At 75.7% G+C, this 26,497-nt stretch carries 24 protein-coding genes; 13 read left to right on the top strand and 11 right to left on the bottom strand.

Features of this window, described 5'->3' with window-relative positions; all coding sequences use genetic code 11:
* Positions 1 to 32 precede the first annotated feature (32 nt).
* Entirely contained in the window at positions 33 to 1,115 is a 1,083-nt protein-coding gene (locus KME75_RS02995) for an ROK family transcriptional regulator (RefSeq protein WP_219412955.1), read from the top strand.
* A gap of 43 nt (positions 1,116 to 1,158) precedes the next feature.
* Here KME75_RS02995 and KME75_RS02990 read toward each other — a convergent pair whose 3' ends face one another.
* Entirely contained in the window at positions 1,159 to 1,848 is a 690-nt protein-coding gene (locus KME75_RS02990) for a hypothetical protein (protein WP_219412954.1), read from the bottom strand.
* A 131-nt stretch (positions 1,849 to 1,979) separates the two neighbouring features.
* Here KME75_RS02990 and KME75_RS02985 point away from each other — a divergent pair, with 131 nt between their 5' ends.
* Entirely contained in the window at positions 1,980 to 2,657 is a 678-nt protein-coding gene (locus KME75_RS02985; protein ID WP_219412953.1) for a response regulator transcription factor, read from the top strand.
* Complete coding sequence (locus KME75_RS02980; RefSeq protein ID WP_308282516.1) at positions 2,654 to 4,018, top strand: sensor histidine kinase; 1,365 nt, start codon at positions 2,654 to 2,656, stop codon at positions 4,016 to 4,018. The genes KME75_RS02985 and KME75_RS02980 overlap by 4 nt, the downstream gene beginning before the upstream one ends.
* Before the next feature lie 132 nt (positions 4,019 to 4,150).
* On the opposite strand, the gene KME75_RS02975 is transcribed toward KME75_RS02980, so the two are convergent.
* Positions 4,151 to 5,203 carry a potassium channel family protein gene (locus KME75_RS02975; protein ID WP_219412990.1) on the bottom strand — a complete coding sequence of 351 codons (1,053 nt, stop codon included), beginning with the start codon at positions 5,201 to 5,203 and terminating at the stop codon, positions 4,151 to 4,153.
* Positions 5,204 to 5,272: 69 nt separating this feature from the next.
* Between KME75_RS02975 and KME75_RS02970 the strand changes: the two genes are divergently transcribed.
* The 7 genes from KME75_RS02970 to KME75_RS02945 all read left to right on the top strand — a co-directional run bounded on the left by KME75_RS02970 (position 5,273) and on the right by KME75_RS02945 (position 9,178).
* Complete coding sequence (locus tag KME75_RS02970; protein WP_372452550.1) at positions 5,273 to 5,572, top strand: DoxX family protein; 300 nt, start codon at positions 5,273 to 5,275, stop codon at positions 5,570 to 5,572.
* Positions 5,542 to 5,664 (top strand): DoxX-related protein, encoded by a 123-nt coding sequence (locus tag KME75_RS47570; protein ID WP_504739496.1) that lies wholly within the window; start codon positions 5,542 to 5,544, stop codon positions 5,662 to 5,664. Before KME75_RS02970 ends, KME75_RS47570 begins: the two co-directional genes overlap by 31 nt.
* Before the next feature lie 10 nt (positions 5,665 to 5,674).
* Positions 5,675 to 6,253 carry a DUF3558 domain-containing protein gene (locus KME75_RS02965; protein WP_219412952.1) on the top strand — a complete coding sequence of 193 codons (579 nt, stop codon included), beginning with the start codon at positions 5,675 to 5,677 and terminating at the stop codon, positions 6,251 to 6,253.
* Between the two features lie 256 nt (positions 6,254 to 6,509).
* Positions 6,510 to 6,677 (top strand): hypothetical protein, encoded by a 168-nt coding sequence (locus KME75_RS02960; protein WP_219412951.1) that lies wholly within the window; start codon positions 6,510 to 6,512, stop codon positions 6,675 to 6,677.
* Positions 6,678 to 6,719: 42 nt separating this feature from the next.
* A complete protein-coding gene (locus KME75_RS02955) occupies positions 6,720 to 7,289 on the top strand; it encodes a DUF3558 domain-containing protein (RefSeq protein ID WP_219412950.1) in 570 nt (189 codons plus the stop codon).
* Positions 7,290 to 7,394: 105 nt separating this feature from the next.
* Positions 7,395 to 7,727: a hypothetical protein gene (locus KME75_RS45570; protein ID WP_219412949.1), complete on the top strand. Its 333-nt coding sequence runs from the start codon at positions 7,395 to 7,397 to the stop codon at positions 7,725 to 7,727.
* On the top strand, positions 7,724 to 9,178 hold the full coding sequence (locus KME75_RS02945) for a PPE domain-containing protein (protein ID WP_219412948.1): 1,455 nt from the start codon (positions 7,724 to 7,726) through the stop codon (positions 9,176 to 9,178). The genes KME75_RS45570 and KME75_RS02945 overlap by 4 nt, the downstream gene beginning before the upstream one ends.
* A gap of 3 nt (positions 9,179 to 9,181) precedes the next feature.
* On the opposite strand, the gene KME75_RS02940 is transcribed toward KME75_RS02945, so the two are convergent.
* Complete coding sequence (locus KME75_RS02940) at positions 9,182 to 10,288, bottom strand: saccharopine dehydrogenase family protein (protein WP_219412947.1); 1,107 nt, start codon at positions 10,286 to 10,288, stop codon at positions 9,182 to 9,184.
* A 76-nt stretch (positions 10,289 to 10,364) separates the two neighbouring features.
* Here KME75_RS02940 and KME75_RS02935 point away from each other — a divergent pair, with 76 nt between their 5' ends.
* Complete coding sequence (locus KME75_RS02935) at positions 10,365 to 10,898, top strand: DUF1697 domain-containing protein (RefSeq protein ID WP_219412946.1); 534 nt, start codon at positions 10,365 to 10,367, stop codon at positions 10,896 to 10,898.
* An 18-nt stretch (positions 10,899 to 10,916) separates the two neighbouring features.
* On the opposite strand, the gene KME75_RS02930 is transcribed toward KME75_RS02935, so the two are convergent.
* From KME75_RS02930 to KME75_RS02920, 3 genes are all read right to left on the bottom strand, one after another.
* Complete coding sequence (locus KME75_RS02930) at positions 10,917 to 14,309, bottom strand: ATP-dependent helicase (protein WP_219412945.1); 3,393 nt, start codon at positions 14,307 to 14,309, stop codon at positions 10,917 to 10,919.
* Positions 14,310 to 14,359: 50 nt separating this feature from the next.
* Positions 14,360 to 15,319: a glycoside hydrolase family 16 protein gene (locus tag KME75_RS02925; protein WP_219412944.1), complete on the bottom strand. Its 960-nt coding sequence runs from the start codon at positions 15,317 to 15,319 to the stop codon at positions 14,360 to 14,362.
* Positions 15,320 to 15,475: 156 nt separating this feature from the next.
* Positions 15,476 to 18,859, bottom strand: coding sequence for an ATP-dependent helicase (locus KME75_RS02920; RefSeq protein WP_219412943.1), 3,384 nt, complete (start codon positions 18,857 to 18,859; stop codon positions 15,476 to 15,478).
* Between the two features lie 90 nt (positions 18,860 to 18,949).
* Here KME75_RS02920 and KME75_RS02915 point away from each other — a divergent pair, with 90 nt between their 5' ends.
* Together KME75_RS02915 and KME75_RS02910 are read left to right on the top strand one after the other, a co-directional pair.
* Positions 18,950 to 19,723, top strand: coding sequence for an alpha/beta fold hydrolase (locus tag KME75_RS02915; RefSeq protein ID WP_308282515.1), 774 nt, complete (start codon positions 18,950 to 18,952; stop codon positions 19,721 to 19,723).
* A 5-nt stretch (positions 19,724 to 19,728) separates the two neighbouring features.
* The gene (locus KME75_RS02910) at positions 19,729 to 20,007 is read left to right on the top strand and encodes an MGMT family protein (protein WP_219412941.1); all 279 of its coding nucleotides are present in this window, start codon (positions 19,729 to 19,731) and stop codon (positions 20,005 to 20,007) included.
* A 109-nt stretch (positions 20,008 to 20,116) separates the two neighbouring features.
* Here the strand turns inward: KME75_RS02910 and KME75_RS02905 are convergent, their stop codons facing one another.
* The 5 genes from KME75_RS02905 to KME75_RS02885 are packed head-to-tail and all read right to left on the bottom strand — an operon-like array spanning position 20,117 to position 26,354.
* Positions 20,117 to 20,827, bottom strand: a complete 711-nt coding sequence (locus tag KME75_RS02905) for a sirohydrochlorin chelatase (RefSeq protein ID WP_219412940.1) — start codon at positions 20,825 to 20,827, stop codon at positions 20,117 to 20,119.
* On the bottom strand, positions 20,820 to 21,974 hold the full coding sequence (locus KME75_RS02900) for a uroporphyrinogen-III synthase (protein WP_308282514.1): 1,155 nt from the start codon (positions 21,972 to 21,974) through the stop codon (positions 20,820 to 20,822). The genes KME75_RS02905 and KME75_RS02900 overlap by 8 nt, the downstream gene beginning before the upstream one ends.
* A gap of 5 nt (positions 21,975 to 21,979) precedes the next feature.
* Complete coding sequence (gene nirD / locus KME75_RS02895; RefSeq protein WP_219412938.1) at positions 21,980 to 22,366, bottom strand: nitrite reductase small subunit NirD; 387 nt, start codon at positions 22,364 to 22,366, stop codon at positions 21,980 to 21,982.
* The gene (gene nirB / locus KME75_RS02890; protein ID WP_219412937.1) at positions 22,363 to 24,900 is read right to left on the bottom strand and encodes a nitrite reductase large subunit NirB; all 2,538 of its coding nucleotides are present in this window, start codon (positions 24,898 to 24,900) and stop codon (positions 22,363 to 22,365) included. The genes nirD and nirB overlap by 4 nt, the downstream gene beginning before the upstream one ends.
* Positions 24,897 to 26,354 carry an FAD-dependent oxidoreductase gene (locus tag KME75_RS02885; RefSeq protein ID WP_219412936.1) on the bottom strand — a complete coding sequence of 486 codons (1,458 nt, stop codon included), beginning with the start codon at positions 26,352 to 26,354 and terminating at the stop codon, positions 24,897 to 24,899. The genes nirB and KME75_RS02885 overlap by 4 nt, the downstream gene beginning before the upstream one ends.
* Positions 26,355 to 26,497 lie beyond the last annotated feature (143 nt).

Genomic DNA, 26,497 nt, shown 5'->3' with positions numbered 1-26,497 from the left:
CACGAAACGGCGGCGCAGCCGGTCAGCAGACCGTGCGCCGCCACAACCTCGCGCTCGTGCTGGGCGAGATCGCCGGCGGCGAGCCGGTGTCGCGGGCGGGGGTGGCGGCACGGACCGGACTCACCCGCGGCACCGTGTCGTCGCTGGTGGAGGAGCTGCTGGCGGCCGGGCTCGTCACCGAGCTCGCCGCCGCCCGGGGCACGCCGGGCCGCCCGGCGAGCCCGTTGCAGCTCAACCGCTCCGGACCGGCCGGGCTCGGCATCGAGATCGGCGTCGACCACGTGAGCGCCTGCGTGGTCGACCTGTCCGGCGCGGTGCGGGCTCGCCGCACGGTCGCGTCCGACCACCGCGACGACGTGCCGTCTGCCGGCCTCGCCACGGCCACGGCGCTCGCGGGCGAGGTGACCGCCGAGGCCGGGCTGCCCGTCGCCGGTGCCACCGTCGCCCTGCCCGGCGTGGTGGGCGCCGACGGCGTACTGGAGCGGGCCCCGAACCTGCCCCGATGGGTCGACGTGGCGGTCGGCGACGAGCTCGGCGTCCGGCTCGACGGGCTTCCGGTGCGCGCCGGGAACGAGGCCGATCTCGCCGCGCTGGCGGAGCTGCGCACCGGCGGCCCGGCCGACGCGGTGTACGTCTCCGGCGGCATCGGCGTCGGCGCCGGGATCCTCCTCGGCGGCGCGCTGTTCCGCGGGGCCGGTGGCCGGGCCGGGGAGATCGGCCACGTGGTCGTCGAGCCGGACGGGCCGGCGTGCAGCTGCGGCGGGCGCGGCTGCCTCGAGACGGCCGCCGGGCTGGAGGCGCTGCTGCGCGCGGCCGGGACGCCCGATGTGGACGCCCTGCTCGCCGCCCGGCCGGGCCCCCCGCTCGCGCGGGCGGGACGGGCGCTCGGGGTGGCGTTGGCCGGGGCGGTCAACCTGCTCGACGTGCCGTCGGTGGTGCTCGGCGGGATCTACCCCCGCTGCGGCGAGCCGCTGATCGACGCGGTGCGCACCGAGCTGGCCGCGCGCGTGGTCTCCCGCCCGGCCGTCGACGTCCGGTTCTCCGCGCTCGGGCCGGACGCCGCGCTGCTCGGCGCGGCGACGGCGGTGGTGCACGACCTGCTCGCCCGGCCGTGAGTGGAGAACGTCGTGATGGCGACGTTCTCCACTCATGAGCCGGTCAGGCGACCCGCGGGAAGACGCGGATGCCGTCCGCCCGCAGCGTGCTGCGGTCGGCGGCGATGCCGGTCAGGGTCACGACATCGCCCACGACGGGCTTCTGCGACAGGGCCGCGACGTCGACGGCGACGACGAGCCCGTCCACGCCCGTGACCGTGGCGCGGTCGCCGTCGAGCGCCGTCACCGTGCCGGTGACAGCCGCCTCGGGCGTCCACACGCTGTCGGCGACCGCGGTGTCGCCGCTGCCCTCGACCTCGACGACCACCCGCTCGCCGGCCTGCAGGTCACCCAACCGGCTGTTGCCCGCGCCGCGGACGTCGGTGTCGCCGTCGGTGCGCAGGACGCGCTGCGCGGCACCGTCGATGTTCACCGCGAGGGTGCCGTCGCCGACCGCCGCCACGGTGCCGGTGAGCACGGCGTCGTCGGAGTCCAGGCCGTCGCGGCCGTCGGCGGGGCCGCGGTCGGCGTCGCGGTCGGCGTCGCGGTCGGCGTCACCGTCATCGTCGCGGTCGTCCTCGGCCCACCGGGCGTCGCCGCGGCCGGGGCCGTCCCGCCCGTCCATGCGGACGGACGCGGGGTCGAACCCCGGTCCGAACCCGTCGAGCAGTGCCACGACCGCCGCGCCGATGACCAGGCGGCGCCCGCGCAGCCTGCGGCGGCGCGGGGAGGGGGATGTGGTGGGGGTGCTCATGGTGGTGCTCCTCGTGGTCTCGATCGGTCCCCACCGACGCTGCTGCCCGTTCCTGAACGCGACCTGAAATCCCCGCCACACCTTCAGCCGATCTTCAGCCCGGGCCGGGCGGGGCGGCACAGAATGGTCGGGTGGACGCGCGCGTGCTGGTGGTGGAGGACGCCGAGGCGATCCGCGCCGCCGTGCTCGCCGGGCTCGGCGAGGCCGGGTTCGGGGTGACCGGACGCCCCGACGGGCGGACCCTGGAGGCTGACCTCGCCGCGTTCCGACCCGATCTCGTCGTCCTGGACATCATGCTGCCGGGGCGCGACGGGTTCACGCTGCTCGACGTCGTGCGCCGGCACAGCGACGCGGGCGTGGTGATGCTGACCGCGCGCGACGCCGTCGACGACCGGCTGCGCGGGCTGCACGGCGGGGCCGACGACTACGTCGTCAAACCGTTCGTGCTGGCCGAGCTGGTCGCGCGGGTGACCGCGGTGCTGCGCCGGATGGGCCGCACGCCCTCGGTCGTCGAGATCGGCGACCTGATGATCGACGCCTCCGCCGGGGAGGTGCGCCGGGCGGGCGTGCCGATCGAGCTGACCGCCACCGAGCTGCGGCTGCTCGACTTCCTCGCCGGCCAGCGGGGCCGCGTCGTCGGCAAGGGGCAGATCCTCACGCGCGTCTGGGGCTACGCGAGCTACGACCCGAACCTGGTGGAGGTGCACGTGTCGGCGTTGCGGCGCAAGCTCGGCGAGCCGCGACTGGTGCACACCGTGCGCGGGCTGGGATACGTCCTCCGGGCCGACCCGCCGGAGGGCGGGGCGTGACGCGGCTGCGCACGGTGTCGCTGTGGCGGCGCGTCACGGCGCTGAGCATGGCGGTGCTCGCCGCGGTGCTGCTGCTGGTCGGTGTCCTGACCGACGTTGTGTTCAGCGCGCAGATCCGGGCGGAGCTGCGCGAGCAGCTGGACGTCCGCGCCGCGCTGGCCGGCCAGCTCGTGGCGCAGGGGGTGCCGGCGGAGGAGGTGGCGCGGCGGGTGGAGGCACCGGGGGTCCGGGCCGAGATCGTCGCGCCGGACGGGCGCGTCTACGAGGGCGACGCCGACGACGACGAACCCGGGCAGCCGCCGGGCCGGCCAGGGCCGCGCGATGACGACTGGTGGGACGATGACGGCGACGACCGCGACGACCAGGTGCTGCAGGCGCCGCTGGCCGACGATTCACAGCTCACCCTGGTGGCCGACGGCGGCCCGGTGAGCGGCGCCCAGGGCTTGCTGCGACGGACGTTCCTGCTGCTGAGCGTCGGGGCGCTGGCGGTTGCCGGGGTGGTGACGCTGTTGACCACCCGCGTCGCGCTGGCCCCGCTGGACACCATGACCGGGCTGGCGCGCTCCATCACCCGCGGCGACCGGGGGCGCAGGCTCGCGCCGTCGCGCACCGACACGGAGCTCGGCCGCACCGCCTCGGCGTTCGACGCGATGCTCGACGAGCTGGAAGGGGCGGAGGCGGCCGCGCGGACGTCCGAGGCGCGGACCCGGCGGTTCGTCGCCGACGCCGCACACGAGCTGCGCACCCCCATCGCGGGCGTGCAGGCCGTCGCCGAGGCGGCGATCGCCCCCGGACTCGGCGACGAGGAGCGGGAACGGCTGCACCTGCTGCTGCTCCGGGAGAGCCACCGCGCCGGACGGCTGGTGGACGACCTGCTGGTGCTGGCCCGGATCGACGCGGGCATCGAGCTGCGCCGCGAACGGGTGGACCTGCTGGAGGTGGTCGACGCCGAGGTCGAGCGGGTGCGGCTGCTGGCGCCCGACCTGACCGTCGAGGTGCACGGCGACCCGGTGCGGGCCCCCGGCGACGCGGCGCGGCTCGGGCAGGTGCTGGGCAACCTGCTCGACAACGCGCGGCGGTACGGCGGCGCGGACGGGCGCGTCACGGTGAGCGTCACCTCGGACGGGCCGACCGCGACGGTGCTCGTGACGGATCGCGGCCCCGGCGTGCCGCCCGCCGACCGGGAGCGGATCTTCGACCGGCTCGTGCGTCTGGACGAGGCGCGCGCCGCCGACGGCGGAGCCGGCCTCGGGCTGGCGATCGCGCGCGGGATCGCCCGCGCACACGGGGGCGGCCTGCGGTGCGTCGAGCCGCCGGACGGCCGCGGCGCCACCTTCGCCCTGACCCTCCCCACCGCCTGACAAGGGGCGAGTCACGTGCGGATTCCGGGCGACTCGCGGACAGTTCCCGCGAGTCGCCCGATTCCGACGCGCGAGTCGCCCGATTCCGACGCGCGAGTCGCCCGATTTCCGCGGGCGATCACCCCGACGGCGTCAGTCCTCGTCGGGCGGGCTCGCCTTGCGGACGTAGAGCAGCCGGTCGCCGTGCTCCAGGGCGTCGACGGCGGAGGCGTCCACGCGGTAGAGGTCGTCGCCGCGCACCACGCCGAGCACGATATCGGACAGGTGCCGCGGCGACCCGCCGATCTCCGAATCGTCCACCGGCCGCTCACTGATCGCGAATCCCGCGTCGGGCGTCAGGAGGTCCTCGACGACCTCGACCACACTCGGCGTGGTGGTCGCCATCCCGAGCAGGCGGCCCGCCGTCTCCGCCGAGACGATCACCGAGTTGGCGCCGGACTGCCGCAGCAGGTGCACGTTCTCCGACTCCCGCACCGACGCGACGATCCGGACGTCCGCCGCGAGCTCGCGCGCGGTGAGCGTGACCAGCACGGCCGTGTCGTCGCGGTTCAGGGCGATCACGATCGCCGCGGCCTTCTGCAACCCGGCGATCCGCAGCACGCTGGAACGGGTGGCGTTGCCGGTGACCGTCACCAGCCCGAGCGCGGACGCGGCGTCGAGCTGGGTGCGGTCCGTGTCGACGACGACGATGTCGGTGGGATCGGCCCCGTCGCCGAGCAGTGTCTCGACGGCGGCCCGGCCCTTGGTGCCGTAGCCGACGACGATGGTGTGGTCGCGCACGCGGGACCTCCAGCGTTCGATGCGCACTGCCTGCCGGGAGCGCTCGGTGAGCAGCTCGACCGTGGTCCCGACCAGGACGATGAGGAACAGCAACCGCAGCGGCGTGATCACGACCGTCGTGATCAGGCGCGCCTGGGCCGTGACCGGGACGATGTCGCCGTAACCGGTGGTCGACAGCGACACCGTGGCGTAGTAGAAGGCGTCGCCGAGCGAGATCGGTGTGTCGCTGTTGTTGTCGACGTAGCCCTCGCGGCCGAGGAACACGACGAACGCGGCGACCGCGAGCGCCCCGAACGCGATGAACAGCCGCCGCAGCAGCGCAACCGCCGGGCTCGCCCCGCTGGCGGGCATCCGGATGAGCCCCACCAGCGATGGGTCGGCCAACGGCCGCCGCCGATCGGTCATCACGCGCGGAGGGTAACCGCATCCTGTCGGCCAGGTCGCGGCGACCGGGCGGTCTGCGATGATCGCCCGATGACGAGACGACGGCCCGGCGCAGCGGAAACGCTGGCGACGATGCTCGCAGGGATGGGCGCGCTGCACTTCGCCGTCCCCCGTCCGTTCGACGAGATCGTTCCGGAGCAGCTCCCCGGCTCGGCGCGGTTCTGCACGCTCGCGTCCGACGTCGCGGAGCTGGGCGTCGCCGCCGCGGTCGCCGCACCGCGCACCCGGAGACACGGCGCACTGGCGGCGACGGCGTTGTTCGCCGCCGTGTTCCCCGCGAACATCAAGATGGCCGTCGACTGGTCCGACGCCCGCCCCGGCAGCGGCTGATCGCCTACGCCCGGCTCCCCCTGCAGATCCCGCTCATCCTGTGGGCACTGCGCGTGTACCGATCCGCTTCGGAGCCGGCCCGACTGCGCTAGCGTCGGCCGGGTGCGCCGCGCCCTGCCGCTGATCGCCGCCGCGGTCCTGCTCACGGCCTGCTCGGCGGGGACGCCGGGAAGCGCCGAACCCGCCCCCGCCCCCACGGCCGCCGAACCGACGGGACTCGTGCTGCCGCCCCGGCCGCGCGAACTCCCGCTCGACGACGTCGACCCGTGCGCACTGCTCACACCGACGCAACGGGAGACCCTCGGGTTGACAGACGATTCCTCACGTTCGAGAAGCACTGCTCCCGGTTTCGTCGGCCCGGCCTGTTCCATCCGCGGCTACCAACCCCGGGCTGTGGCGATCAACATCGCGCTCGTGACCGGCAGTGGGATCGGCGTGCTCACCGGTCCCGGCGCGACGACCGACGACATCACGCCCATCACCGTTGCGGGTTTCCCCGCGCTCCTCGCCCGTCCTGCGAGCGCCGACTTCTGCTCCGTGGACATCGACACCGCCGAGGGTCAGTTCATCGATGTGCAGTTCGCAGACGGCGGCCGCACACCCCCGATCGCCCAGGACGAGTTGTGCCGCGGCGCCATCGAAGTCGCTGAACAGGCCGTCACCACACTGGGAATTGGTTGAAGTTCGCGATTGCAAAGCGTTTTGCCTTCAGCGGCGCCTCGGCCTCCCGCAGTCAGTAACCTCGGACAGGTTCCTCTCGATCTATGGAGGCATGGTGTACCACGCAACACTCACCCTCCGAACCGAACCTCACGCCCTACCCGCTCTCCGGGCCGCTTACGAACGTGCAGCTGTCGATCTGATAGATCTCCTGGCGACCATTCGGCGACGAGGTCGGCTGCCGGAGCCATGGGCCGCCGATGACATCAGCATCGCCATGACGGAGCACTACAACCGCGAGGTCATGGACGGCCCCCACTCCACCTACGCCGCCCTGCGTGCCTACGAGCAGGAGCTACTCACCATCGTCGACACCCTCAAGCGCATGGAAGACGACTACCGCAACACCGAGCAGGCCGTCGCCGACCAGTGGAAGCACCTGTGAACGACCACCGCTGCACCGCCGCGCTGCGCTAGCGTCGGTCCAGTGCGCCGTGTCCTCCTGCTGATCGCCACCGCGGCCCTGCTCGCGGCATGTTCGGCAGAGACCCCCGGACGCGCCGAACCCGCCCCCGCCCCCGAACCGACCGGGCTCGCCCTGCCGCCCCGGCCACACGAACTCCCCCTCGACGGCGTCGACCCGTGCGCGCTGCTGACCCCGGATCAGCGGGCATCGCTCGGTCTGGACGGCGATCCCGTCCCCTACAGGAGCACCGCACCCGGGTTCGCCGGCCCGGCCTGCTCGATCAGCGGATTCGAGCCCCGGGCAGTCGCCGTCGGATTGGCCTTGGCCACTGGCAACGGCATCGAGGTACTCACCAACTCTGACGCTCTCACTGACGAGATCACCCCCATCACCATCGCAGGGTTCCCGGCAATCCTCGCTCGACCCAAGAACCCCGACTTCTGCTCGGTGGACGTCGACGTCGCCGATGGCCAGTTCCTCGACGTGCAGTTCGCCGACGGAGGTAGGTTGCCCCCGATTCCGCAGGACCAGCTCTGCCGCGACGCCGTCGAGGTGGCAGAGCAGGTCCTCACCACTCTGCTCTCCCGCTGATCTGACCATTCACGATCGCAAAGCGTTTCCGGCGGAACCGGGTACGCGCCCGTTTCGCTCGGTAGCGTCGGGAACACAATCCCGGCCTGGCGAGCGGAGGCACGCGTGTCCGACCGACCCAGTCTCACCCTCCGGATCGAGGCGCACGCACTTCCCATCCTCCGTGCTGCCTACGAAAGGGCGCTCCAGGACTTCCGCCCCCTGCTGATGGACGCCCGGAACAGGGGGCGGTTGCCGGAGCCTTGGGCCGCCGACGACATCAGCATCGCCATGACGGAGCACTACAACCACGAGGTCATGGACGGCGCGTACTCGGCCTACGAGGCACTTCGCCTGTACGAGCAGGAGCTGATCAAGGTCGTCGATTCCCTCAAACGTATGGAGGACGACTACGTGTACACCCAGGACGTCGTGGCCGATCAGTGGGGGCGGCTGTGAGCGACATCCGGTGGAAGGGCTTCAGCCACCAGGAGATCCACCAACTCGTCACCGCCGGTCCGGGCCATCTCGCCTCCGTCGACGCGCAGACGCTCTGGCTCGACGTCGAGCGCCGGCTCCGGGAGATCGACACGAACCTCGCTGCCGCGACCGCCCGGCTCGCGGGGAGCTGGGAAGGTGCGGCGGCGGACTCCACGCGGTCCGGTCTCACCCCGCTCGGCGACTGGGCCACGCAGGCGGTGCGGCACGCGGCGCGAACGGCGCAGGCCCTCGAACGCCAGGCGGAGCTCGTCGCCACCATGCGCAACAGCGTGCCGCCGCCTCCGCAGAATTCTGTCCCGGAGGAGTCGCCGGGACTGTCGCCCAAGGACGGAGCTGCGCTCGATCCGGACTGGGCGGCGGCCGACGCCGAACGCGACCGGCTGGCCCAGCAGGCCGTCGACGCGATGGAGAACTACGGCAGCGGCTCCGCGCAGAACAAGCCCCACATGTACCCGATGGGCCGGCCGCTGGCGGTCACCGTCGACGTCGCAGCGGCCCCCGCCGGCGGGGAGGGCGTCGGGTCCTCGCCCGGATGGGACGCCGGCGGTCGGGGTCCGGCGGAAATCGGCGGCGCGGGCCACCTGCCCGGAAGCGTCGCCACACCCGGCGCCGCCGGTCCCGGCGCGTCCCTCGCCACCCCGCCTCCCCCTGCTTCCCCCGCTTCCCCGGCCGCCGGCAGCGCGCCCGGCGCGGCTCCACCCGTCGTTCCCGCCGCGCCCGGCGGGTTCGGCGCCGCAGGTGTTGGCCCCACGGGACCGGGGCCCGCTGCCGCACCCGGCCGCGGGGCACCGGTCCCCACCGGGAACGGCGGCAGCGGCATCGGTACGGGCAGCGGCACGCCTGTCGCGGCCGTGCCCGGCGGCCTCACAGCGAGCGGCGGTGGAACAGGGCGGGCACCGGGATCGTCGGCCGCACCAGGGACGGGCCGGCAGCAGGGCGGCTCGGCCGGTCCGGCGGGCGCACCCTTCCGGCCCGTCGTCCCCGCGGTCCCCCAGCCCGGCTCGGCCACGCCCGGCTGGCGCTCGGCGCCCGCCGTCGTCGACTCCCGAACGCCGCCGCCCGAGCGCGGCCGCGGCGGCGCCGGCGGGCCGGCCGTTCCCGGCTCGGCCGGAGGTGCTCCACGCCCCTCGCCGGAGCTCCGCCCGCCCGCATCCGGCTCCCCCGCCGAGCGACCGGCGACCTCGACCGCGGCGTCGGGCGAGCCGGCGCGTTCGGGAGGCACGCCACGCACCGGCCTCGGGCACGGCTACTTCCCACCCGTCGGGATGGGCGGCGCAGCCGGGGGCAGCGAGCGGGAACACCGCCGCCCCGCCTACCTCGTCGACGACACCGACGCCTTCGCCGACGACCGCTGGTTCACCGAGCCGGTGATCACCCCGGACGACCCCCTGCCCCGCCGGTCCGGGTGACGGTCAGGCCGTCTCCACGATGCCGGCCTCGGCGGCGCCCGCGGACAGCTCGTCGAGCCCGAACGCGGCCACCGGGTCCAGCGCGCCGCTGCCGCGCACGCCGTGCTCGGCCGCGCGCCCGGCACCCCACGCCAGGAGGTCCGCGGTGATCGCGTACGGCTCGGGCGCGGTCAGCCGGGTGCGCGCCAGCAGCGTGCCCGTGGCGTCGAAGGCCTCGGCGACGAAGTGCGAGGTCATCGCCCCGAGCACCGACGACGACGGGGCGGCCGACGTACGCCGCGCCGCCAGCCCGCCCACGGCCCCGACGACCCGGCCCGCGCCCGGCACCCGGGACAGCCACGGCGTGAGCCGGGACCCCGTGTGCACGGCCTGCGACGCCTTGCCGAACCACCCCAGGTAGACGTCCACCGTCCGCAACCCCGGCGCGATCCGCGGGAGCGCGAACTGCTCGACCGCGCCGATCGTGACGCCCTGCCGCGGCTTCCCGGCCACGTCGAACGAGCGCAGCCTGGCCCCGGCCGGCTCGATCCGCAGCTCGCCGTCCCGCCATGCGTACCCCTGCTCGGTCGCCACCCCGAGCAGCGAGTCGAACGTGCCCCGCGAGAACGGCTGCCCCTTCCCGCCGCCGCTGAGGAAGTACCCCACATCCACCCGGACGGCGTCGGGGCCCGCCGACCGCAGGGCCAGTGCACCCGCGAGCACCCCGGGGACGTAGTCGTTGCCGAACGCGGTGAGCAGTGCCGCTCCCGCGCGCTCCGCAGCCGGGCCGTACTGCTCGAACACCTGCCGGATGAACGGTGGCTCGCCCGTGGAGTCGAGGTAGACCGCCCCCGACTCGATCGCCGCGGTGACGGCGGGCCGCCCCAGGCGCAGGAACGGCCCGACGGTGCTGACGAGCACGTCCCCACGCCCGACCAGCTCCGCCACGGAGGCGGCGTCGCCCACGTCGGCGCGCGCGGTCTCCAGGCCACCGAGCCGCTCGGCGAGCGCGGAAAGCCGCTCGGGGCTGCGCCCGGCGAGCACCGGTCGCAACCCACGTCCCACCATCGCCTCGGCGGTACGGCCGCCGGTGTATCCAGTGGCCCCGAACAGCACGATCCGCGCGGTCATGGCAGGCACCCTACCCACGAGTAGACGCTGACCCGAATGGGACGGACGGGCGCGTCGCCGGGCGTAGGCTGCCCGCGTGCCCCGCTACGTCGCTCTGCTCCGCGGGATCAACGTCGGGCGCGCCAAGCGCATCGCGATGGCAGACCTGCGCGCGCTGCTCGGCGACCTCGGGTACTCCGACGTCCGCACGCACCTCAACAGCGGCAACGCCGTGTTCACCGGTGCCGAGGCGGACCCCGCCGAGCACGCCGCCCGCATCGCGACCGGGCTCCTCGACCGGCTCGGGCTAGACGTCCGCTGTGTCGTCCTCACCGCCGACGAGTTGCGCGCGATCGTGGACGGCCACCCGCTCCCCGAGATCGCGTCGAACGGCTCGCGGATGCTGGCGAACGTGCTCGCCGCACCGCTGGACCCCGCGCTGCTCGCCGCCCACGACCCGATCGCCCTGGACCCGCAGAACGCGCGCCTCGGCTCCCGCGTGATCTATCAGTGGTGCCCGGACGGCGTGCTCCAGGCCCCGCCGGTGGGCGAGTTCGTCGAGAAGCACCTCGGCGTGGCCGTGACCGCGCGGAACTGGAACACGATCAGCAAGCTCGCCGAGTTCCTCTGAACCACCCGGCGGTGTCGCTCAGCTCGCCGCCGGCACCGAGGTCAGCAGGTCGCGCAGCCCGGCCGCGTCGAGCAGGTCGGCGGGCCGCAGCGTGACGTTGGGCCGCACGTAGTGGAACGCGGCCCGCACCCGCTCCGGCTCGCACCCGGCCAGCGCCGCCCAGGCCAGGCGGTACGCCGCGAGCTGTACGGCGAGCGCCGGTATCCGGGACTCCTCGGGCAGAGCACCGGTCTTCCAGTCGACCACCGTCCAGTCGCCGTCGGGGTCGGCGAACACGGCGTCCATCCGGCCGCGCACGCCCACGCCCGCCACGACGGTCTCGAACGGCACCTCGACGTCGACGGGCCGCCGGTCGGCCCACGCCGAGGCGAGGAACGCGTCCTGCAGCTCGGTGAGCGCGTCGTCGGATGCGGCGTCCTCGTCGGCGGCGCCCGGCAGCTCGTCGAGGTCGAGCAGCTGCGCCGCCCCGAACCGCTGCTCGAGCCACGCGTGGAAGGCCGTGCCCCGGCGGGCGTGCGGGTTCGGCGGTAGCGGCACCGGACGGCGCAGCCGGGCGGCCAGCGCGGCCGGATCGGCCGCGAGCTCCACGAGCTGGCTCACCGACAGCTGCCGCGGCAGCGCCACGGTGGGCCGGGCGCGCGCCGCGGCCCGCTCGGCCAGCAGGACATCGACGTCGGCGGCCCAGCCCTCCGGGTCCGGGTCCTCGTCCTCGGGTTCCTCGGGCGGCGGTTCGTCGGGCAGCGCTTCCTCGGGCAGCGCTTCCTCGGGCAGGGGTTCCTCGGGCAGGGGCTCGCCGAATGACGGCTCATCGGTCGCTCCCAGCAGCTTCAGCTGGGACCCGGGTTCGGCGGCGTCGGCGCGCGCGGCCCGCACCGCGTCGAGCTCCCCCCGCAGCGCCGACCGCACCAGTTCGGCGCCGCGGTGCACCGGGGCCGAGCGGGCCCCCAGCGGATCGACCGGCCAGGCCGCCGTGGGTAGATCGACGGTGGCGGGGTTCACCGCGTCGGCCTCGGGCTCGTCGGCCCACTGCTCGGGCCGGCGGACCGCGGCGATCTCCACGAGGAACTCCGAGGGCTGCCGCGGCCGCTCGCCCGCGGCACCCCACCGGTGCCCGGATACGAGCAGCATCCGCTCGGCGCGGGTGAGCGCCACGTAGAACAGCCGGCGTTCCTCGGTGAGCCGCCGCTCGTCCAGCGCGTCCGAGTGCTCCTTCAGGGCGTCCTCGAGCTGCTTGCGGTCGCCCCCCGGCGGCAGGCGCAGCGCCGGTAGGTCGACGGCGTCGCCCCGCAGCGCGACGGGCAGCTCGGCCGCGCTCGTCAGCCAGGTGCCGCTGATCTTCCGGCCGGGGAACACCTGGTTGACCAGGTGCGGGACGGCGACGACCTCCCACTCCAGCCCCTTGGCAGCGTGCACCGTGAGCACCTGCACCCGGTCGGGCGCGACCTCGACCTCGCCGGGGGTGAGGCCGTCCTCGGCCTTCTCCGCGGTCTCCAGGTAGTCGAGCAGCGCGGGCAGCGTGGCCACCTCGGCCCCGGTGGCGAACTCGGCCACGACGTCGGCGAACGCGTCGAGGTGCGCACGGCCGATCGGGCCGGGCCGGGCGACGCTCTCGGCGTCCAGGAGCAGCACCCGCTCGGCATCGGCCACGAGGTCGGTGAGCGGCGCCGACGCGCGGGACCGCAGCCAGGCGAGCTCCCGGGCCAGCCGCACGATCCGCTCGTGTCCCTCGGCCGAGTACCGCTCGGCGGGACCGGGGTCGTCCAGCGCATCGACGAGCCCGGCCTGCTCGGCCTGCTCCCCGGGCAGCGCCCCCAGCGCCAGCTCGGCCGGCGAGAGCGGGCCGGGGCGGGACGGTTGCGCCGGGACGAGCTCGCGCGCCCGCTGCCACAGTGCTGCGAGATCGGCGACGCCCAGCCGCCACCGCGCTCCGATGAGCAGCCGGACGGCGGCCGGGCCGGCGAGCGGGTCGGCCACGAGCCGCAGTGCGCTCACCAGGTCGCGCACCTCAGGGGTGTCGAGCAGCCCGCCGAGGCCGACGACCTCCACCGGCAGCCCGCGGGCCCGCAGCGCGGTGGCGATCGCATCCATGTCGGCGCGCCGCCGCACCAGAACGGCCGACGTGGGCGGCTCGTCCCCGGCCGTCTGCCACTGCTCCGCGATGGCGTCGGCCATCCAGGCGATCTCGGCGGCGATGTCCGGCAGCAGCGCGACGCGGACGTCGCCGGCCTGCGTGCCCGGCCCCGCCGTCAGCTCGCCGACCCCCACCGCCCCGGGGGCCGCGCGCAGCGGCGCGGACACCGTGTTGGCCAGCGCGAGCACCTCGGGCGGGTTGCGGAAGCTGGTGAGGAGGCCGTACTCCTCGGCCGGGCTGCCGTCGGGTGTCGGGAAGTCGGTGCGGAACCGCGTGAGGTTGCCCGCACTGGCGCCGCGCCACCCGTAGATCGACTGGCACGGGTCGCCCACGGCTGTGACGGCCGGGCCGTCGACCCGGACCGGCTCTCCCGGCGGCGTGCCGAACAGCGCCCGCAGCAGCACCCGCTGCGAGTGGCCGGTGTCCTGGTACTCGTCGAGCAGCACGGCCCGATAGGTGGCCCGTTCGGTGGCCCCGACCTCCGGGTGCGCGGCCGCCACCCCGGCGGCGATCGTGAGCTGGTCGGCGAAGTCGACGGCGCGTTCGGCCCGCTTGCGCGCGGCGAAGGCCTCGACGAGGGGAAGGAGTGCGATGCGCTGCCGCTGCCCGTCGACCCATTTCTTATAGGTCTGCGACGGCTCGGCGCGCTGCCGCTTGCCGGGCACGGCGTTCGCCAGCACCGCCACGAGCTCCTCGGCGTGCCTGCGGACCGCCTCGGGCTCGACGAGGTGCTCGCCGAGCTCGCCGGCCAGTGCGAGCAGCCGCTCGGTGACGGTGGCGGGCACGAGATCGATCTCGAGGTCGTCGGCCCAGCTCGTGACGACCCGGTGCGCGAGCTGCCACGACGCCGTGCCCCCGAGCAGCCGTGACGCGGGCTCGGCAGGCAGCCGCAGCGCGTGCTCCCCCACCAGCCGGCCCGCGTAGGCGTGATAGGTGGAGATGGTGGGCTCGCCCGCCAGCACCTCGGCCCGGCGCTGGCCGCTCGGGTCGAGCTCGTCGAGCAGGCGGGACCCGGCGAGGCGGCGCAGCCGGGAACGCACACGCGCGCCCAGCTGCTGCGCGGCCTTGCGGGTGAACGTCAGACCGAGCACCTGCTCGGGCAGCGCCTGCCCGGTGGCGACGAGCCAGACGACGCGCGCGGCCATCGTCTCGGTCTTGCCCGCCCCCGCCCCGGCGACGACCAGGGCGGGCCGGGCGGGCGCGGAGATCACCGCGGCCTGCTCCGCCGTGGGCGGCGGGAGGCCGAGCGCGGTGGCGAGGGCGCCGGGGGTGAGCTCCACGCCGCCCGTTCTACCTCACGGGTCCGACAAGATCCGATCGGCGCCGGAGGTCACTGCTGGGCGTAGATGCGCACCCAGTCCACCTCGAGCCGGACCTCTTCCGGGGTGGTCTCGTCGCGCGCCTCGATCCAGTTCGCCTTCGGCCCCTGGTCCAGCTGGATCGTCAGGTGCATCGGCGTGGTGGGGATGGCGACCTTGTCGGTGTTCTCGTACTGCTTGGCGCCGTCAACGTACCAGGTGATCCGGTCGGGCAGCCACTCGACCGCGAACGTGTGCCACTGGGTGTAGTCGCCGGGCACCGCGGTGCCGTGCACGTGGTTCTCCGCACCCCAGTGCACCACGAAGTGCGCGAGGTCGCGGTTCTCGCCCGGCACCTCCATGATGTCGAGCTCTCCGTCCTCGGGCCACTGCTCCGAGTCGGGCCACAGCAGGATCGCCGAGCCGAAGCCGCGGCCGGCGTCGGTGCGGGCGCGGAACTCCCACCGCCCGTACAGCTGACCGAACTCGTGGCCCATCCCGCCCGACACGTCGCCCTTGGCGGTGATCTTCAGCGTGCCGTCGGACTGACTGATCGCCTCGGGCTTGCGGTAGCCCGTGCCGAACCCGCCGACGCTGTCGTAGAGGTTCCACGCCGCGGTGTCGAGGGCGGGTGCGTTGAACTCGTCGCCGCCGACCGGACGCCACTGCGGGTCGACGGGCGGCGGTGGCTCCTCCAGCGGGGCAGCGGCCGCCACCGGCACCGGCGCCGGCTCGGCCGCCTCGCGTGGCCGCGGCGCGGAAGTGGCGGTGGGCCTGCTGCGCTGCGACGTGGTGGGCGCCGCCGCCGGGCCGGGCGCCGCCGAGGTCGTCTCGGCGGTCGCGCTGGACGGCGGCGGCAACGCCTCGAACAGATTGGGTGCCGGGTCGGGGGCGGCCGAGCTCGAGCCCGGAGCGCCGGCACAGCCCGCGAGCAGCAGACCGATGGCAGCACAGACGGCAGACGAACGCACCCGGGTCGAGAATCGCGACATTGCGCCTCCTAGCGTGCCCGCCGGTGGGGGAGCTCGGGGAGCGCCGGCGTGGCGCCGACCGTACCGGGCCACCCGATTGCGGCAAACCGCCCCACCCCCTGCGTGTCGGGCGCAGGGCGCTGACCCGGATCTCTCGCCCCGCGTCACCCCTTCGGCCTACGGCTCCGGGACGGGGCGGCCGGACTCGCTGAGCGGGCAGCTGGTGCGCACGGGGCAGCGGTCGCAGTCGGATCCGACCCTGGCGACGAACTCGGCCCCGGAGGTCTCCTCCCCGCACCGGCGCACCACGCCCTCCCAGTGGGCCAGGTCGTCGTCGTCGAGGGGCGGCTGTGCGGGTTCCTTCGCCTGCCCGCCCACCTTCTGGTCGGCGAGATACACCAGGCGGGCCCCGCCGGGACGCGCGCCGGGCTCCAGGAGCTTTCCGAACGCCCCGAGCGCGGCCGCGAGCTGGTAGACGGCCAGCTGCGGGTGCTCGGCCGCCGCCCGCCCGCTCACCGCCGTCTTGCCGGTCTTGACGTCGACGACGACCGGGCGCCCCTCCGCGTCGACCTCCAGCCGGTCGACCCGGCCGCGAAGCCGCAGCCACGGGCCTCCCCCGGCGGAACCCTGCTCGTCGGGGGCATCGGGCTCGTCGCCCGCGAGGTCGAGCTGCACCGGCTGTTCGACGGCGACCAGCCGCAGCCCCTCGGCCCGGCTCGAGCGCAGCCACCCGTCGAAGGCCGCGAGCATTCCGCGCACCCGCGACAGCTCGCGCCGGCCGAACCACGGCGCGCCGGCGTCGAGCCGGGACCACGCCGAGTGCAACGCCCCCTCCAGCTCGGCCCCGTCGGCACCCGCGGCCTTGGCCTGCACGAGCGCGTGCACCAGCGAGCCCGTGACCGCGGCCAGCGCCCCCGCCTCACCACCGCCGTGCCGTTCCAGCACCCACCGCAGCGGGCACCGGACGATCTTCTCGACGTCCGAGGGCGACACCGGGACGACCTCACCAGGTGTGCGGAGCGGCGCGGTGGTGGAGACCGGCGCCAGGCCGTACCAGTCGTCGGGCTGCGCGCCCGGGACCCCGGCCTCGGCCAGCCGGGCCAGCTGCACGGCGGCCCGCCGCCTGCGCGCCTCGCGCCCGGGGCTCCCGGCCCCCGGCTCGTCGGGTGCGCAGACGGCCCGGCGCAGCTCACCGACGAGCTCGGCCAGCACGAGCGAGCGGCCCGGGCGGTGCACGGGACGGTCGGTCTGCCCCGCCGGCACGGGGTCGAGCTCGTCGAGGAACCGGGACGGCTGCTCGTCCTCGCCCTGCACCGCGCTGACGAGCAGGGTGTGGCGCGCCCGCGTGCACGCCACGTAGAACAGCCTGCGCTCCTCGGCGAGCAGCGGGGCCACCCGCGAGACCGTGGCCCCGCGCGGCTCGGCCACTCCTGCGACGAGGTCGACGAGCCGCTCGTTGCCGAGCAGGCTGCCGCGCAGCCGCAGGTCGGGCCAGCTGCCCTCCTGCACGCCGGGCACGGCGACGACGTCCCACTCCCGCCCGCGGGCCGCGTGCGCGGTGAGCAGGGTGACCGCCTCGCCCTGCGGGGCGCGCGGCGCCAGCGAGTCGCCGGGCAGCTGCTGGTCGGCGAGGTACTCGGTGAAGCTCGCGACGCTCGCGCCCGGGAGCCGGTCGGCGTACCGGGCCGCGGCGTCGAAGAGCGCCAGCACGGCGTCGAGATCCCGGTCGGCCGCGGCGCCGACGGGGCCCCCGCGCGCGCTCGCGTCGCGGAGGCGCGGCCCCAGCCCGCAGGCCTCCCAGACCCGCCACAGCACCTCCTCGGCGCTCTCCCCGTCGCGCGCGGCGTGGCCCGCGACGGCCAGCAGTGTGCCGACCCGGCGCAACGGCGCCGTGTCGCCCGGCGGCAGCGCCGCCAGCGGGTCGGGTCGCCCACCCGCCGCCTCCCGCAGTGCCTCGACCAGCAGGGGGGCGCTGCCGGCCCGTTCGGCGTCGGCGGGCCGGACGGGCTCCGACCCCTGCTCCCCACCGTGCTCCGGGGCGGCGGCCCACCCGCCGTGCGCGGCGTGCAGCCGCAGCAGGCCCCGCCGCAGCCTGCGCAGGCGCATCGGGTCGGCCGAGCCCAGCGGCGAGGTGAGCAGCGCGGTGGCCGCGTCGGAATCGAGCTCGTGGGGACGTGTGGCGTAGCGCAGCACCATGAGCAGCGGGACGACGGCGGGCTGCCGGGCCAGCGGAAGCTCGTCGGGAGGGGCGGCGATGGGGACGCCCGCCGCGAGCAGCGCCCGCCGGAGCGTGGGCAGCGAGAGGCGGGTGGACCGGGCGAGCACCGCCATGCGCGACCAGGGGACACCCTCGGTGAGGTTGGCCCGGCGCAGCTGGTCGGCCACCCATCCGGCCTCCTGCGCCGCGGAACCGAACACGCGCACCTGGACACTGCCCTCCGGGCCGTCGGCCGCGCCCGGGGGCGGAACGCGCTCGCGCCCCTCGCCGGAGCCGGGCAGGCGGGCCACCACCCGGGTCGCCGCCGCCCGCACGGCCGGGGCGCTGCGGTGGTCGGTGGTGAGCACGACGGTGGGGGCCTCGAGCGCCCGCAGCCCGGCCGGGTCGGCCCCGCGGAAGTTCAGCACGGCCTGGTCGGGGTCGCCGGCGAGCAGCACGGTGGACGCGGTGGCGCCGAGGGCCCGGACCAGCTCCATCTGCTGGGGATCGAGGTCCTGGGCGTCGTCGACGACGAGGTGGCGCACCCGCTCACGCTCGGCGGCGAGCAGCTCGGGATCGGCCGCGAGCGCGTCGAGGGACGCGGCCACCAGCTCCGCGGCGTCGAGAGCGGGCGCGGTGGCCTGCGGCGCCCCACGGCCCGCGGCACCGCGGAGCAGGATGACGTGCTCGTAGGTGCGGAAGAACCGGCCCGCCGCCGTCCACTCGGGCACGTCGTGGCGCCGGCCCAGCTCGACGAGCTCGTCGGGGCCCAGGCCCCGCTCGGCCGCCCGCAACAGCAGCTCGCGCAGCTCGGCGGCGAAGCCGGGCAGCCCGATTGCCGGGCGCACCCGCTGCGGCCAGCCCGAGTCGGGCGCCTCCCCGTACAGCTCGCCCGCCAGCAGGTCGCGCACCACGGCGTCCTGCTCGGCGCTCGCGAGCAGCCGCGGCGGCGGGTCGTCGTTGCGCGCCGCGTGCAGGCGCAGCACCCCGAAGGCGTAGGAGTGCACGGTGCGGACCAGCGGTTCGCGCGCCGTGCGGGGCGTCGCCGGTGCCTCCTGTTCGGCACCGTGCACGAGGTCGGCCAGCCGCTCACGCAGCTCCGCCGCCGCCCGCCTGCTCCCGACGAGCACCAGCGTGCGCGACGGATCCTCGCCCGCCCGGATCCGCGCGGCCACGGTGGCCAGCAACAGCGTGGTCTTGCCGGTGCCCGGGCCGCCGATCACACGCAGCGGGCCCGCGTCGTGCGCGAGCACGCGCCGGGCGGCGTCGTCCCACACCAGCTCCGGTGCGACGGCGCGCTGCGTGCGCACCAGGCCGGGTGCGAGGGCGGCGCGGCCCGGCGGCTGACGGAGGGAGCGGGACATGCGGCGATGCAACCACGGCCACCGACAGTTCCGGGCACCGCCCGTACGCGGTGTGGCTCCGGGCGGACCCGCGATGGCACGATCGGCGGCGTGACCGACGCGCTGCTCCACGTCCACACGTTCGGGCCCGAGGACGGGGTGCCCGTGCTCGCCCTGCACGGCGTCACCGGGCACGGCGCGCGCTGGCGGGTGCTCGCCGACGCGCTGCCGGAGTTCCGGTTCGTCACCGTCGACCTGCGCGGGCACGGCCGCTCGCCGTGGACGCCGCCGTGGCACATCGAGCAGCACGTGTCCGACGTGCTCGGCGCGCTCGACCACCTCGGGCTCGACCGCGTCCGGCTGGCCGGGCACTCCTACGGCGGTGCGATCGCCGTGCACCTGGCCCGCACCGCGCCGGAGCGCGTCGAGCGGCTGGTGCTGCTCGACCCCGCGATCGGCATGGACGCCCAGGAGATGCTGGAGACGGCCGAGGAGACCCGCGCCGACGAGTCCTACCCGGACCTGGGCGCGGCCCACGCCGACCGGGCACGGCGCTGGGAGGGTGTCGCCGACGCGCTGGTCGAGGCCGAGCTCGCCGACCACCTCGTCACCGACGGCGACCGCTGGCGCTACCGCTACTGCCGGTCGGCGGCCATCGTGGCGTGGAGCGAGATGGCGCGCCCCGCCGTCACCCCGCCCGCGGGCACGCGCACCCTGCTGCTGCCGGCGGGCAAGGCCAACTACGTGCACCCGGACTGGGTCGCCGCCTGCCGCGCCGAGCTGGGCGACGACCTCACCGTCGCCGAGATCGACGCCGGCCACATGCTGTTCCTGGAGCGCACCGCCGACGTGGCGGAGCAGATGCGCGCGTTCCTGACGGCCTGACCGCCGTGGACGACGCGACCATCGAGCGGGTGCGGGCCGTGGTGCTCGCGATCCCCCCGGGCGAGACGGCCAGCTACGGCGAGGTGGCCGCGCGCGCCGGGCTGCGCTCGGCCCGGCTGGTGGGGCGCATCCTCTCCGAGGACGGGCACGACCTGCCGTGGCACCGGGTGTTGCGCGCCGACGGGACGTGCGCGCCGCACCTGGCGACGGAGCAGTCCGCGCGGCTGCGGGCCGAGGGCGTGCTGATGGTGGACGGCCGGCTGCCGAGGGAACGCCGCCGCTGAGGCCGCCCACCGCCGTCGCCCGAGTGCCAGCAAGGTGGCGATACTGCCGTCCGGTGACAGTATTGCCACCTTACTGGCGTCCGGGCGCCGGTCAGGCCGAGCGCGCCCCCTACGCCGAGCGCGCCGCGACGCGGTCCGCCGCGCGGTAGCGGTCGAGTACCAGGTCGAGCACCGCGGGGTGATCGGCCAGCGGCGCCGCCACCACGTCCGCCCCGCACGCGTCGAGCTGTCGCTGGAACAGCCCCGGCGCGAGCAGCCAGGACGCCACCGCCACGCGGCGGTCGCCGTCGGCACGGAGCCGGGCCACCGCGTCGGCGACGCGGGGACCGCCGGTCGCGATCGTCGCGAGGGCGACCGGCCGGCCCAGCCGGCGCCCGAGCCGCCGGGCCGCGCGGGCCCCGTCGGCCTGCGCGTGCGGGTCGCTCGACCCCGCGACGGCGAGCACCACGGCGTCGTCCGCACGGGCGCCCGCCGCGGCGAGCCGGTCGGTGGCGGCGGCGACCAGTGCCGGGTCGGGGCCGAATGTCCCGGCGAGGAGCACGTCGCGGCGGCCGGTGGCGGTCAGCTGCTCCGGGACGTCCACCCGGACGTGGTAGCCGGCTGCGAGGAACATCGGCACGGCCACGCACGGCCCCGGCAGGTCGGCGAGGGCGTCGGCCGGGGTCGGGCGGCGCACGTCGGTGTAGCACGCGGCGACGCGCACGCCGGGCAGGGCGCGCCGGGCCTGCTCGGCCACCTGCTCCGTCACGGTCGCACCCGCCGGGTCCCGCGTGCCGTGCGCGACGAGGAGCAGCGCCGGCGCGGCGGCGGGGTCACTCATCGGCGTCCCCGCAGTGGCCGGGTGGGTCGAGGGCGAGCCGGTACCCGCGCTTGACCACGGTCTGCACGAGCCTCGGCTCGCCCAGCGCGGTGCGCAGGCGGGCCATCGCGGTCTCGACGGCGTGCTCGTCACCGCTGCCGCCGGGCAGCGCCCGCAGCAGGTCCCCGCGCGCGACGACCCGGCCGGGTCGCCGGGCCAGCGCCCGCAGCAGGGCCATCCCGGCCGGGGGCACCGACCGCAGCTCGCCGTCCACGAGCGCGGCGTGCCCGCGCAGCTCCAGCCGGTGCCCGGCCACCGGCAGCCGCCGCGCCCTGGCCGGCAGCTCGGCCTCCAGGTGCCGGACCATCGCGCCCAGCCGGGAGCGCTGCGGCTGCACGGTCGGCACGTCCACGGCCTCCAGCGGAGCCGCGGTGACCGGGCCGACGCACAGCGCCAGCACCGGTCCGCGCAGGGCCGCGAGCAGGTCGTCCCGCAGGCCGCGCTCGGCGGCCCGGGCGAGCAGGCTCACCGCGGCCGGGGCGCTGGTGAACGCGAGCACGTCGACGGCGCCGGCGAGGGCGGCGTCGGTGAGCCGGTCCAGGGGCCCGATGTCGACCGGTGGCAGCCACCGGTACACCGGCACCTCGACCACCTCGGCGCCCGCGACCGTGAGCGCCTCGACGACGTCGGGCAGCGGCTCGCCGTGCAGCTGGACCGCGATGCGCAGCCCGCCGACACCCGTCACCAGCAGGTGGTCCAGCACCTCGGCCGACGACTCGGACGCGGGCGACCAGGCGTCGACGAGCCCGGACGCCCGGATGGCGCCGCGCGCCTTGGGCCCGCGCGCGATCAGCCTGCCCCGCCCGAGCGCGGCGATCAGGTCCTCGCCCAGGCCCCACCCGTCGGCGGCCTCCACCCAGCCGCGGAACCCGATGCCGGTGGTGGCCACGGTGACGTCCGGGGGATGCGCGATGAGCCCGCGGGTGGCGTCGGCGAGTTCCGCGTCGTCGGCCAGCGGGACGATCCGCAGCGCGGCGCCCTGCAGCACGGCGGCGCCGCGCCGTTCCAGCATGGTGGCGAGCTCGTCGGCCCGCCGGGCGGCGGTGATCCCGACGGTGAAGCCGGCCAGCGGGGGCACCGTCGCGGGGGCGGGATGGGTGCTCACCACGGCGGTCACGGTAGTCCGATCTGCAGCCATCCGTCCGCCAACCGGACCGGGTACACCGGCACGGCGACCGCCGGGTCGTCCTGGCACTGCCCGGTGAGCAGGCTGAACGCCTGCTTGTAGACGGGAGAGGCGACGATCGGCACTCCCGCCCGGTCGCCGACGATGCCGCGGGAGAGCACGGCGGCCCCGGAGAACGGGTCGACGTTGCCGACGGCGTGCACGGCGCCGTCGTGCGTGCGGAACAGCGCGATCTGCACCTCCCCCAGCAGTGCCGCGACACCGCGCTCCGGCTGCAGCCGCTCGTAGCGGCACACGGTCTCCCAGCGCAGGTCGCGTTCGCGCGAACGGCCCGTTCGTCCGCTGGGTTCGTGCGAAAGTGCCGTTCGCGTCATCGGGCCACCACCCCGGGCACGCCGAGCGACACCGGCCCGCGCGGCGGCGGCACCGACTGGCCCCGCTCCGTCACGAACGCGATCGTCGGGTCCGGCGTCCCGGGCGCGTTGACGAAGGAGACGAACCGCTCGAGCTTGGCCGGGTCCTCCAGCACGCCGCGCCATTCGTCGGCGTAGGACTCCACGTGCTTCTCCATGGCGGCCTCCAGGTCGGCGCAGATCCCGAGGGAGTCGTCGATGATCACCGCGCGCAGGTGGTCGAGCCCGCCGTCCATGGCCTCGATCCAGGCCGCGGTGCGCTGCAGGCGGTCGGCGGTGCGGATGTAGAACATGAGGAACCGGTCGATGACCCTGATCAGGGTGGCGGTGTCGAGGTCGGACGCGAGCAGCTCGGCGTGGCGCGGGGTGAACCCGCCGTTGCCGCCGACGTAGAGGTTCCAACCGTTCTCCGTCGCGAGAATCCCGAAGTCCTTCGAGCGGGCCTCGGCGCACTCGCGCGCACACCCCGAGACCCCGGACTTGATCTTGTGCGGGGCCCGCAGCCCGCGGTAGCGCAGCTCCAGCTCGACGGCCAGGCCCACCGAGTCCTGCACGCCGTACCGGCACCAGGTGGTGCCCACGCACGACTTCACGGTCCGCAGCGCCTTGCCGTACGCGTGCCCCGACTCGAACCCCGCGTCGACCAGCCGGCGCCAGATCTGGGGCAGCTGCTCGACGCGAGCGCCGAACAGGTCGATCCGCTGCCCACCGGTGATCTTCGTGTAGAGCCCGAAGTCGCGCGCCACCTCGCCGATGACGATCAGCCCGTCCGGCGTGATCTCCCCGCCGGGGATCCGCGGCACCACGGAGTAGGTGCCGTTGCGCTGCATGTTGGCCAGGAACGCGTCGTTGGTGTCCTGCAGCGCCGCCTGCTCGCCCGCGAGGACGTGGCCCCCATGCCCGTCGATACTGCCTTGCGACGCCAGGATCGACGCGACGGCAGGCTTGCAGATGTCGCAGCCGCGGCCCGTGCCGTGCTCGGCGATGAGCTCCGAGAACGTCCGGATCCCGGTGCCCGCGACGATCTCGAACAGCTCGGCGCGCGAGAACGCGAAGTGCTCGCACAGCGCCTTGGAGACCTCGACGCCGTCGGCCACCAGCAGGTTCTTGAGCATCGGGACGCACGACCCGCAGCTCGTCCCGGCCCGGGTGCAGGCCTTGAGCGCCGGGACGTCGTGGGCGCCGCCGCAGATGGCCTCGCGCAGGTCGCCCTTCGTCACCGCGTTGCAGGAACAGATCTGGGCGGAGTCGGGCAGCGCGTCGGCCCCGAGCTCGACGGCACCGGGAGCGATCATCGCGACCGGGTCGGCCGGAAGCGCCGAGCCGACGAGCGGGCGCAGCACCGCGTACTTCGACGCGTCGCCGACGAGCACGCCACCCAGCAGCGTCTGCGCGTCGTCGCTCACCACGAGCTTGGCGTAGGTGCCCGCGACCGGGTCGTTGACCACGACCTCGAGCGCGCCCGGCGTGGTCGCGAGCGCGTCGCCGAAGCTCGCGACGTCGACGCCGAGCATCTTGAGCTGGGTGGACATGTCCAGCTCGGCGGGCGTCATCGTGGCGGCACCGCCGAGCAGCCGGTCGGCGACGACCTCGGCCATCGCGTAGCCGGGCGCGACCAGCCCGTACGTGCGTCCCTCCAGCGCGGCGACCTCGCCGATCGCCCAGATGTTCTCGTCGGCGGTGCGGCAGCGATCGTCCACCAGCACCCCGCCGCGCTCCCCCACCGGGAACCCGGCCGCGCGGGCGAGCGCGTCGGCGGGGCGGATGCCCGCGGAGAACACGACGAGGTCGGCGTCGAGCTCGAGCCCGTCCGAGAGGCTCGCGATCAAGCGACCCCGGTCCTCGGCGATCCCGGTGACCGACACCCCGCAGCGCACCGCGAGGTCCTCGGACTCCACGAGCCGCCGCAGCAGCGCTCCGCCGCCCTCGTCGACCTGCACCGGCATCAGGCGCGGCGCGATCTCCACGACCTGCGGGGAGAGGCCGAGCAGCCGCAGCGCCCGCGCCGCCTCCAGCCCGAGCAGCCCACCGCCGACCACCACCGCCGAGCGACGGCCCGCCCGGGGCGCCGCGACGGCCCGCTCGGCGGCCGCCATGATCGCGTCGAGGTCGTCGAGGGTGCGGTAGACGAAGCAGCCCGGCAGGTCACGCCCGGGCACCGGCGGCACGAACGGCACCGAGCCGGTCGCGAGCACCAGCGCGTCGTAGGACAGCTCCCGACCCGACGCCGTGCGCACGGTCCGGGTGTCGCGGTCGAGCGCGACTGCCGGGTCGCCCAGGTGCAGCTCCACCAGCGGGTCCGGGGTGGCCGGCAGCGTCAGCTCCTCGGCGCTCCTGCCGTCCACGTAGGACGAGAGCGCCACGCGGTCGTAGGCCGAGCGGGACTCCTCGCCGAGGACGGTGATCCGCCAGTCCCCCGCGGTGTCGCGGTCCCGCACCGCCTGGACGAGCCGGTGCCCGACCATTCCGTTGCCGATGACGACGAGCTCCTTCATGCGGCTCCCTCCTCCGGGACGGGGGACAACGACGGGGGATCGGACTCGGCCAGCCAGGAGCAGATGCCGCGCACCGCATCGCCGCAGCCGCCGCAGCCGGTGCCGGCACGGGTGGCGCGGCCCAGGGCGGCGACGTCGGTGGCACCGGCGCGCCACGCCGTGACGAGCGCACCCTTCGTGACCGTGTTGCAGCGGCACACGACGGCCGACGCGGGCAGGCGCCCGGGATCGGCCGTCTCGGGGGCGCCGGGCAGCGCGCGGCCCAGCAGCAACCCGAGCCGGTCGGCGGGCGCGGGCTGACCCGTGTCGTAGAACTGGATCACGGACGCGGCGGCGTCCGGCAGTCCGATCATCGTGCCCCCGACGACGCGGTCGCCCTGCAGCGCGAGGGCGGCGTAGCGCCCGCCGACGGGGTCGGCGAAGCGCAGCACCTCGGCGTCGGCGCCAGTGAGGACCGCCGGGTCGCCGACCGTCGCGAGGTCGACGTCGCGGGCCTTGAGGCGGGTGACGACGGGAGTGCCGCCGTAGCGGGCGGCCGGGTCGCTGCCGGTGATCAGGTCGGCGAGGACGGTTGCCTGCTCCCAGCCGGGCTGGACCAGGCCGGGGGCGGTGCCGCCGTGCTGGGCGCAGTCGCCGATCGCGTGCACCCGGCCGTCGGAGGTGGCCAGCCGGTCGTCGACGAGCACCCCGCGGTCGACCGCGATGCCCGCGGCGGCGGCGAGGCCGGTCTCGGCGCGGACACCTGCGGCCACGACGAGCGCGTCGGCGTCGACCAGGCTGCCGTCGCCACAGCGGAGGCCCTTCTCCGGCTCCCACGCCATGCCCTGGGTCTCGAGCCGGACATCGATCCCGAGCCGCTCCAACGTCCCCGCCAGCACGTCGCCCGCGCCCCGATCGAGCTGGCGTTCCATCAGGTGCGTGGCCGGGTGCACGACCGTGACGCGGACGCCACGGGCGGCGAGCCCGCGCGCCGCCTCACAGCCCAGCAGGCCGCCGCCGAGCACGGCGAACCGCGCGCCGGGGCGGGCGAGGGCGAGGATCCGCTCGCAGTCGGCGAGGTCGCGGAACCCCACCACCCGCTCGTCGTCGATGCCGTCCAGCGGCGGCAGCCACGACCGGCTCCCGGTCGCGAGCACCAGCTCGTCGTAGCGTTCGACGGAACCGTCCGAGCAGTGCACCACCCGCTCCGCCCGATCGACGGCGCTGACGGTGACACCCGTGCGCAGGTCCACCCGCTGCCGCGCCGCCCACCCGCTCGGGTGCAGCTCCACCGCCCGCGCCGACAGCCCGCCCGCGAGGACGGTGGACAGCAGCACCCGGTTGTAGGCCGGACGCGGCTCGGCCCCGAGGACGGTCAGGCGCACCCGCCTGCCGCCCTGGTCCCGGCGCCGCACCTCCTCCACGAACCGGGCACCCACCATCCCGTGCCCCACCACGACCACTCGCCTGCTCACGGCGATGACGGTAGGTAGCCGCAGTTACAGCCGTGGGGCTCGCTGTGACGGGTAGGTAACGGCGCTCGCACAGCGGTGGGCGACAGCCGTGAGCGCCGCGACCGGGACCGGCGGCGGTAGCCACCGCCTGCAAGGTCGCGGCG

The sequence above is a fragment of the Pseudonocardia nigra genome, assembly GCF_019396355.1.
GTDB lineage: Bacteria > Actinomycetota > Actinomycetes > Mycobacteriales > Pseudonocardiaceae > Pseudonocardia > Pseudonocardia nigra.
The sequence above is the reverse complement of the archived record's forward strand: the minus strand, read 5'-3'. Positions and strand labels throughout refer to the sequence as shown.

What these genes read in the sequence shown, in the direction of transcription:
- KME75_RS02990 (WP_219412954.1), bottom strand. Translation starts at nt 1,848, where the DNA reads ATGAGCACCCCCACCACATCCCCCTCCCCGCGCCGCCGCAGGCTGCGC.
- KME75_RS02975 (WP_219412990.1), bottom strand. Translation starts at nt 5,203, where the DNA reads ATGACCGATCGGCGGCGGCCGTTGGCCGACCCATCGCTGGTGGGGCTC.
- KME75_RS02970 (WP_372452550.1), top strand. Translation starts at nt 5,273, where the DNA reads ATGACGAGACGACGGCCCGGCGCAGCGGAAACGCTGGCGACGATGCTC.
- KME75_RS02960 (WP_219412951.1), top strand. Translation starts at nt 6,510, where the DNA reads ATGACGGAGCACTACAACCGCGAGGTCATGGACGGCCCCCACTCCACC.
- KME75_RS02940 (WP_219412947.1), bottom strand. Translation starts at nt 10,288, where the DNA reads ATGACCGCGCGGATCGTGCTGTTCGGGGCCACTGGATACACCGGCGGC.
- KME75_RS02925 (WP_219412944.1), bottom strand. Translation starts at nt 15,319, where the DNA reads ATGTCGCGATTCTCGACCCGGGTGCGTTCGTCTGCCGTCTGTGCTGCC.
- KME75_RS02920 (WP_219412943.1), bottom strand. Translation starts at nt 18,859, where the DNA reads ATGTCCCGCTCCCTCCGTCAGCCGCCGGGCCGCGCCGCCCTCGCACCC.
- KME75_RS02905 (WP_219412940.1), bottom strand. Translation starts at nt 20,827, where the DNA reads ATGAGTGACCCCGCCGCCGCGCCGGCGCTGCTCCTCGTCGCGCACGGC.
- nirD (WP_219412938.1), bottom strand. Translation starts at nt 22,366, where the DNA reads ATGACGCGAACGGCACTTTCGCACGAACCCAGCGGACGAACGGGCCGT.
- nirB (WP_219412937.1), bottom strand. Translation starts at nt 24,900, where the DNA reads ATGAAGGAGCTCGTCGTCATCGGCAACGGAATGGTCGGGCACCGGCTC.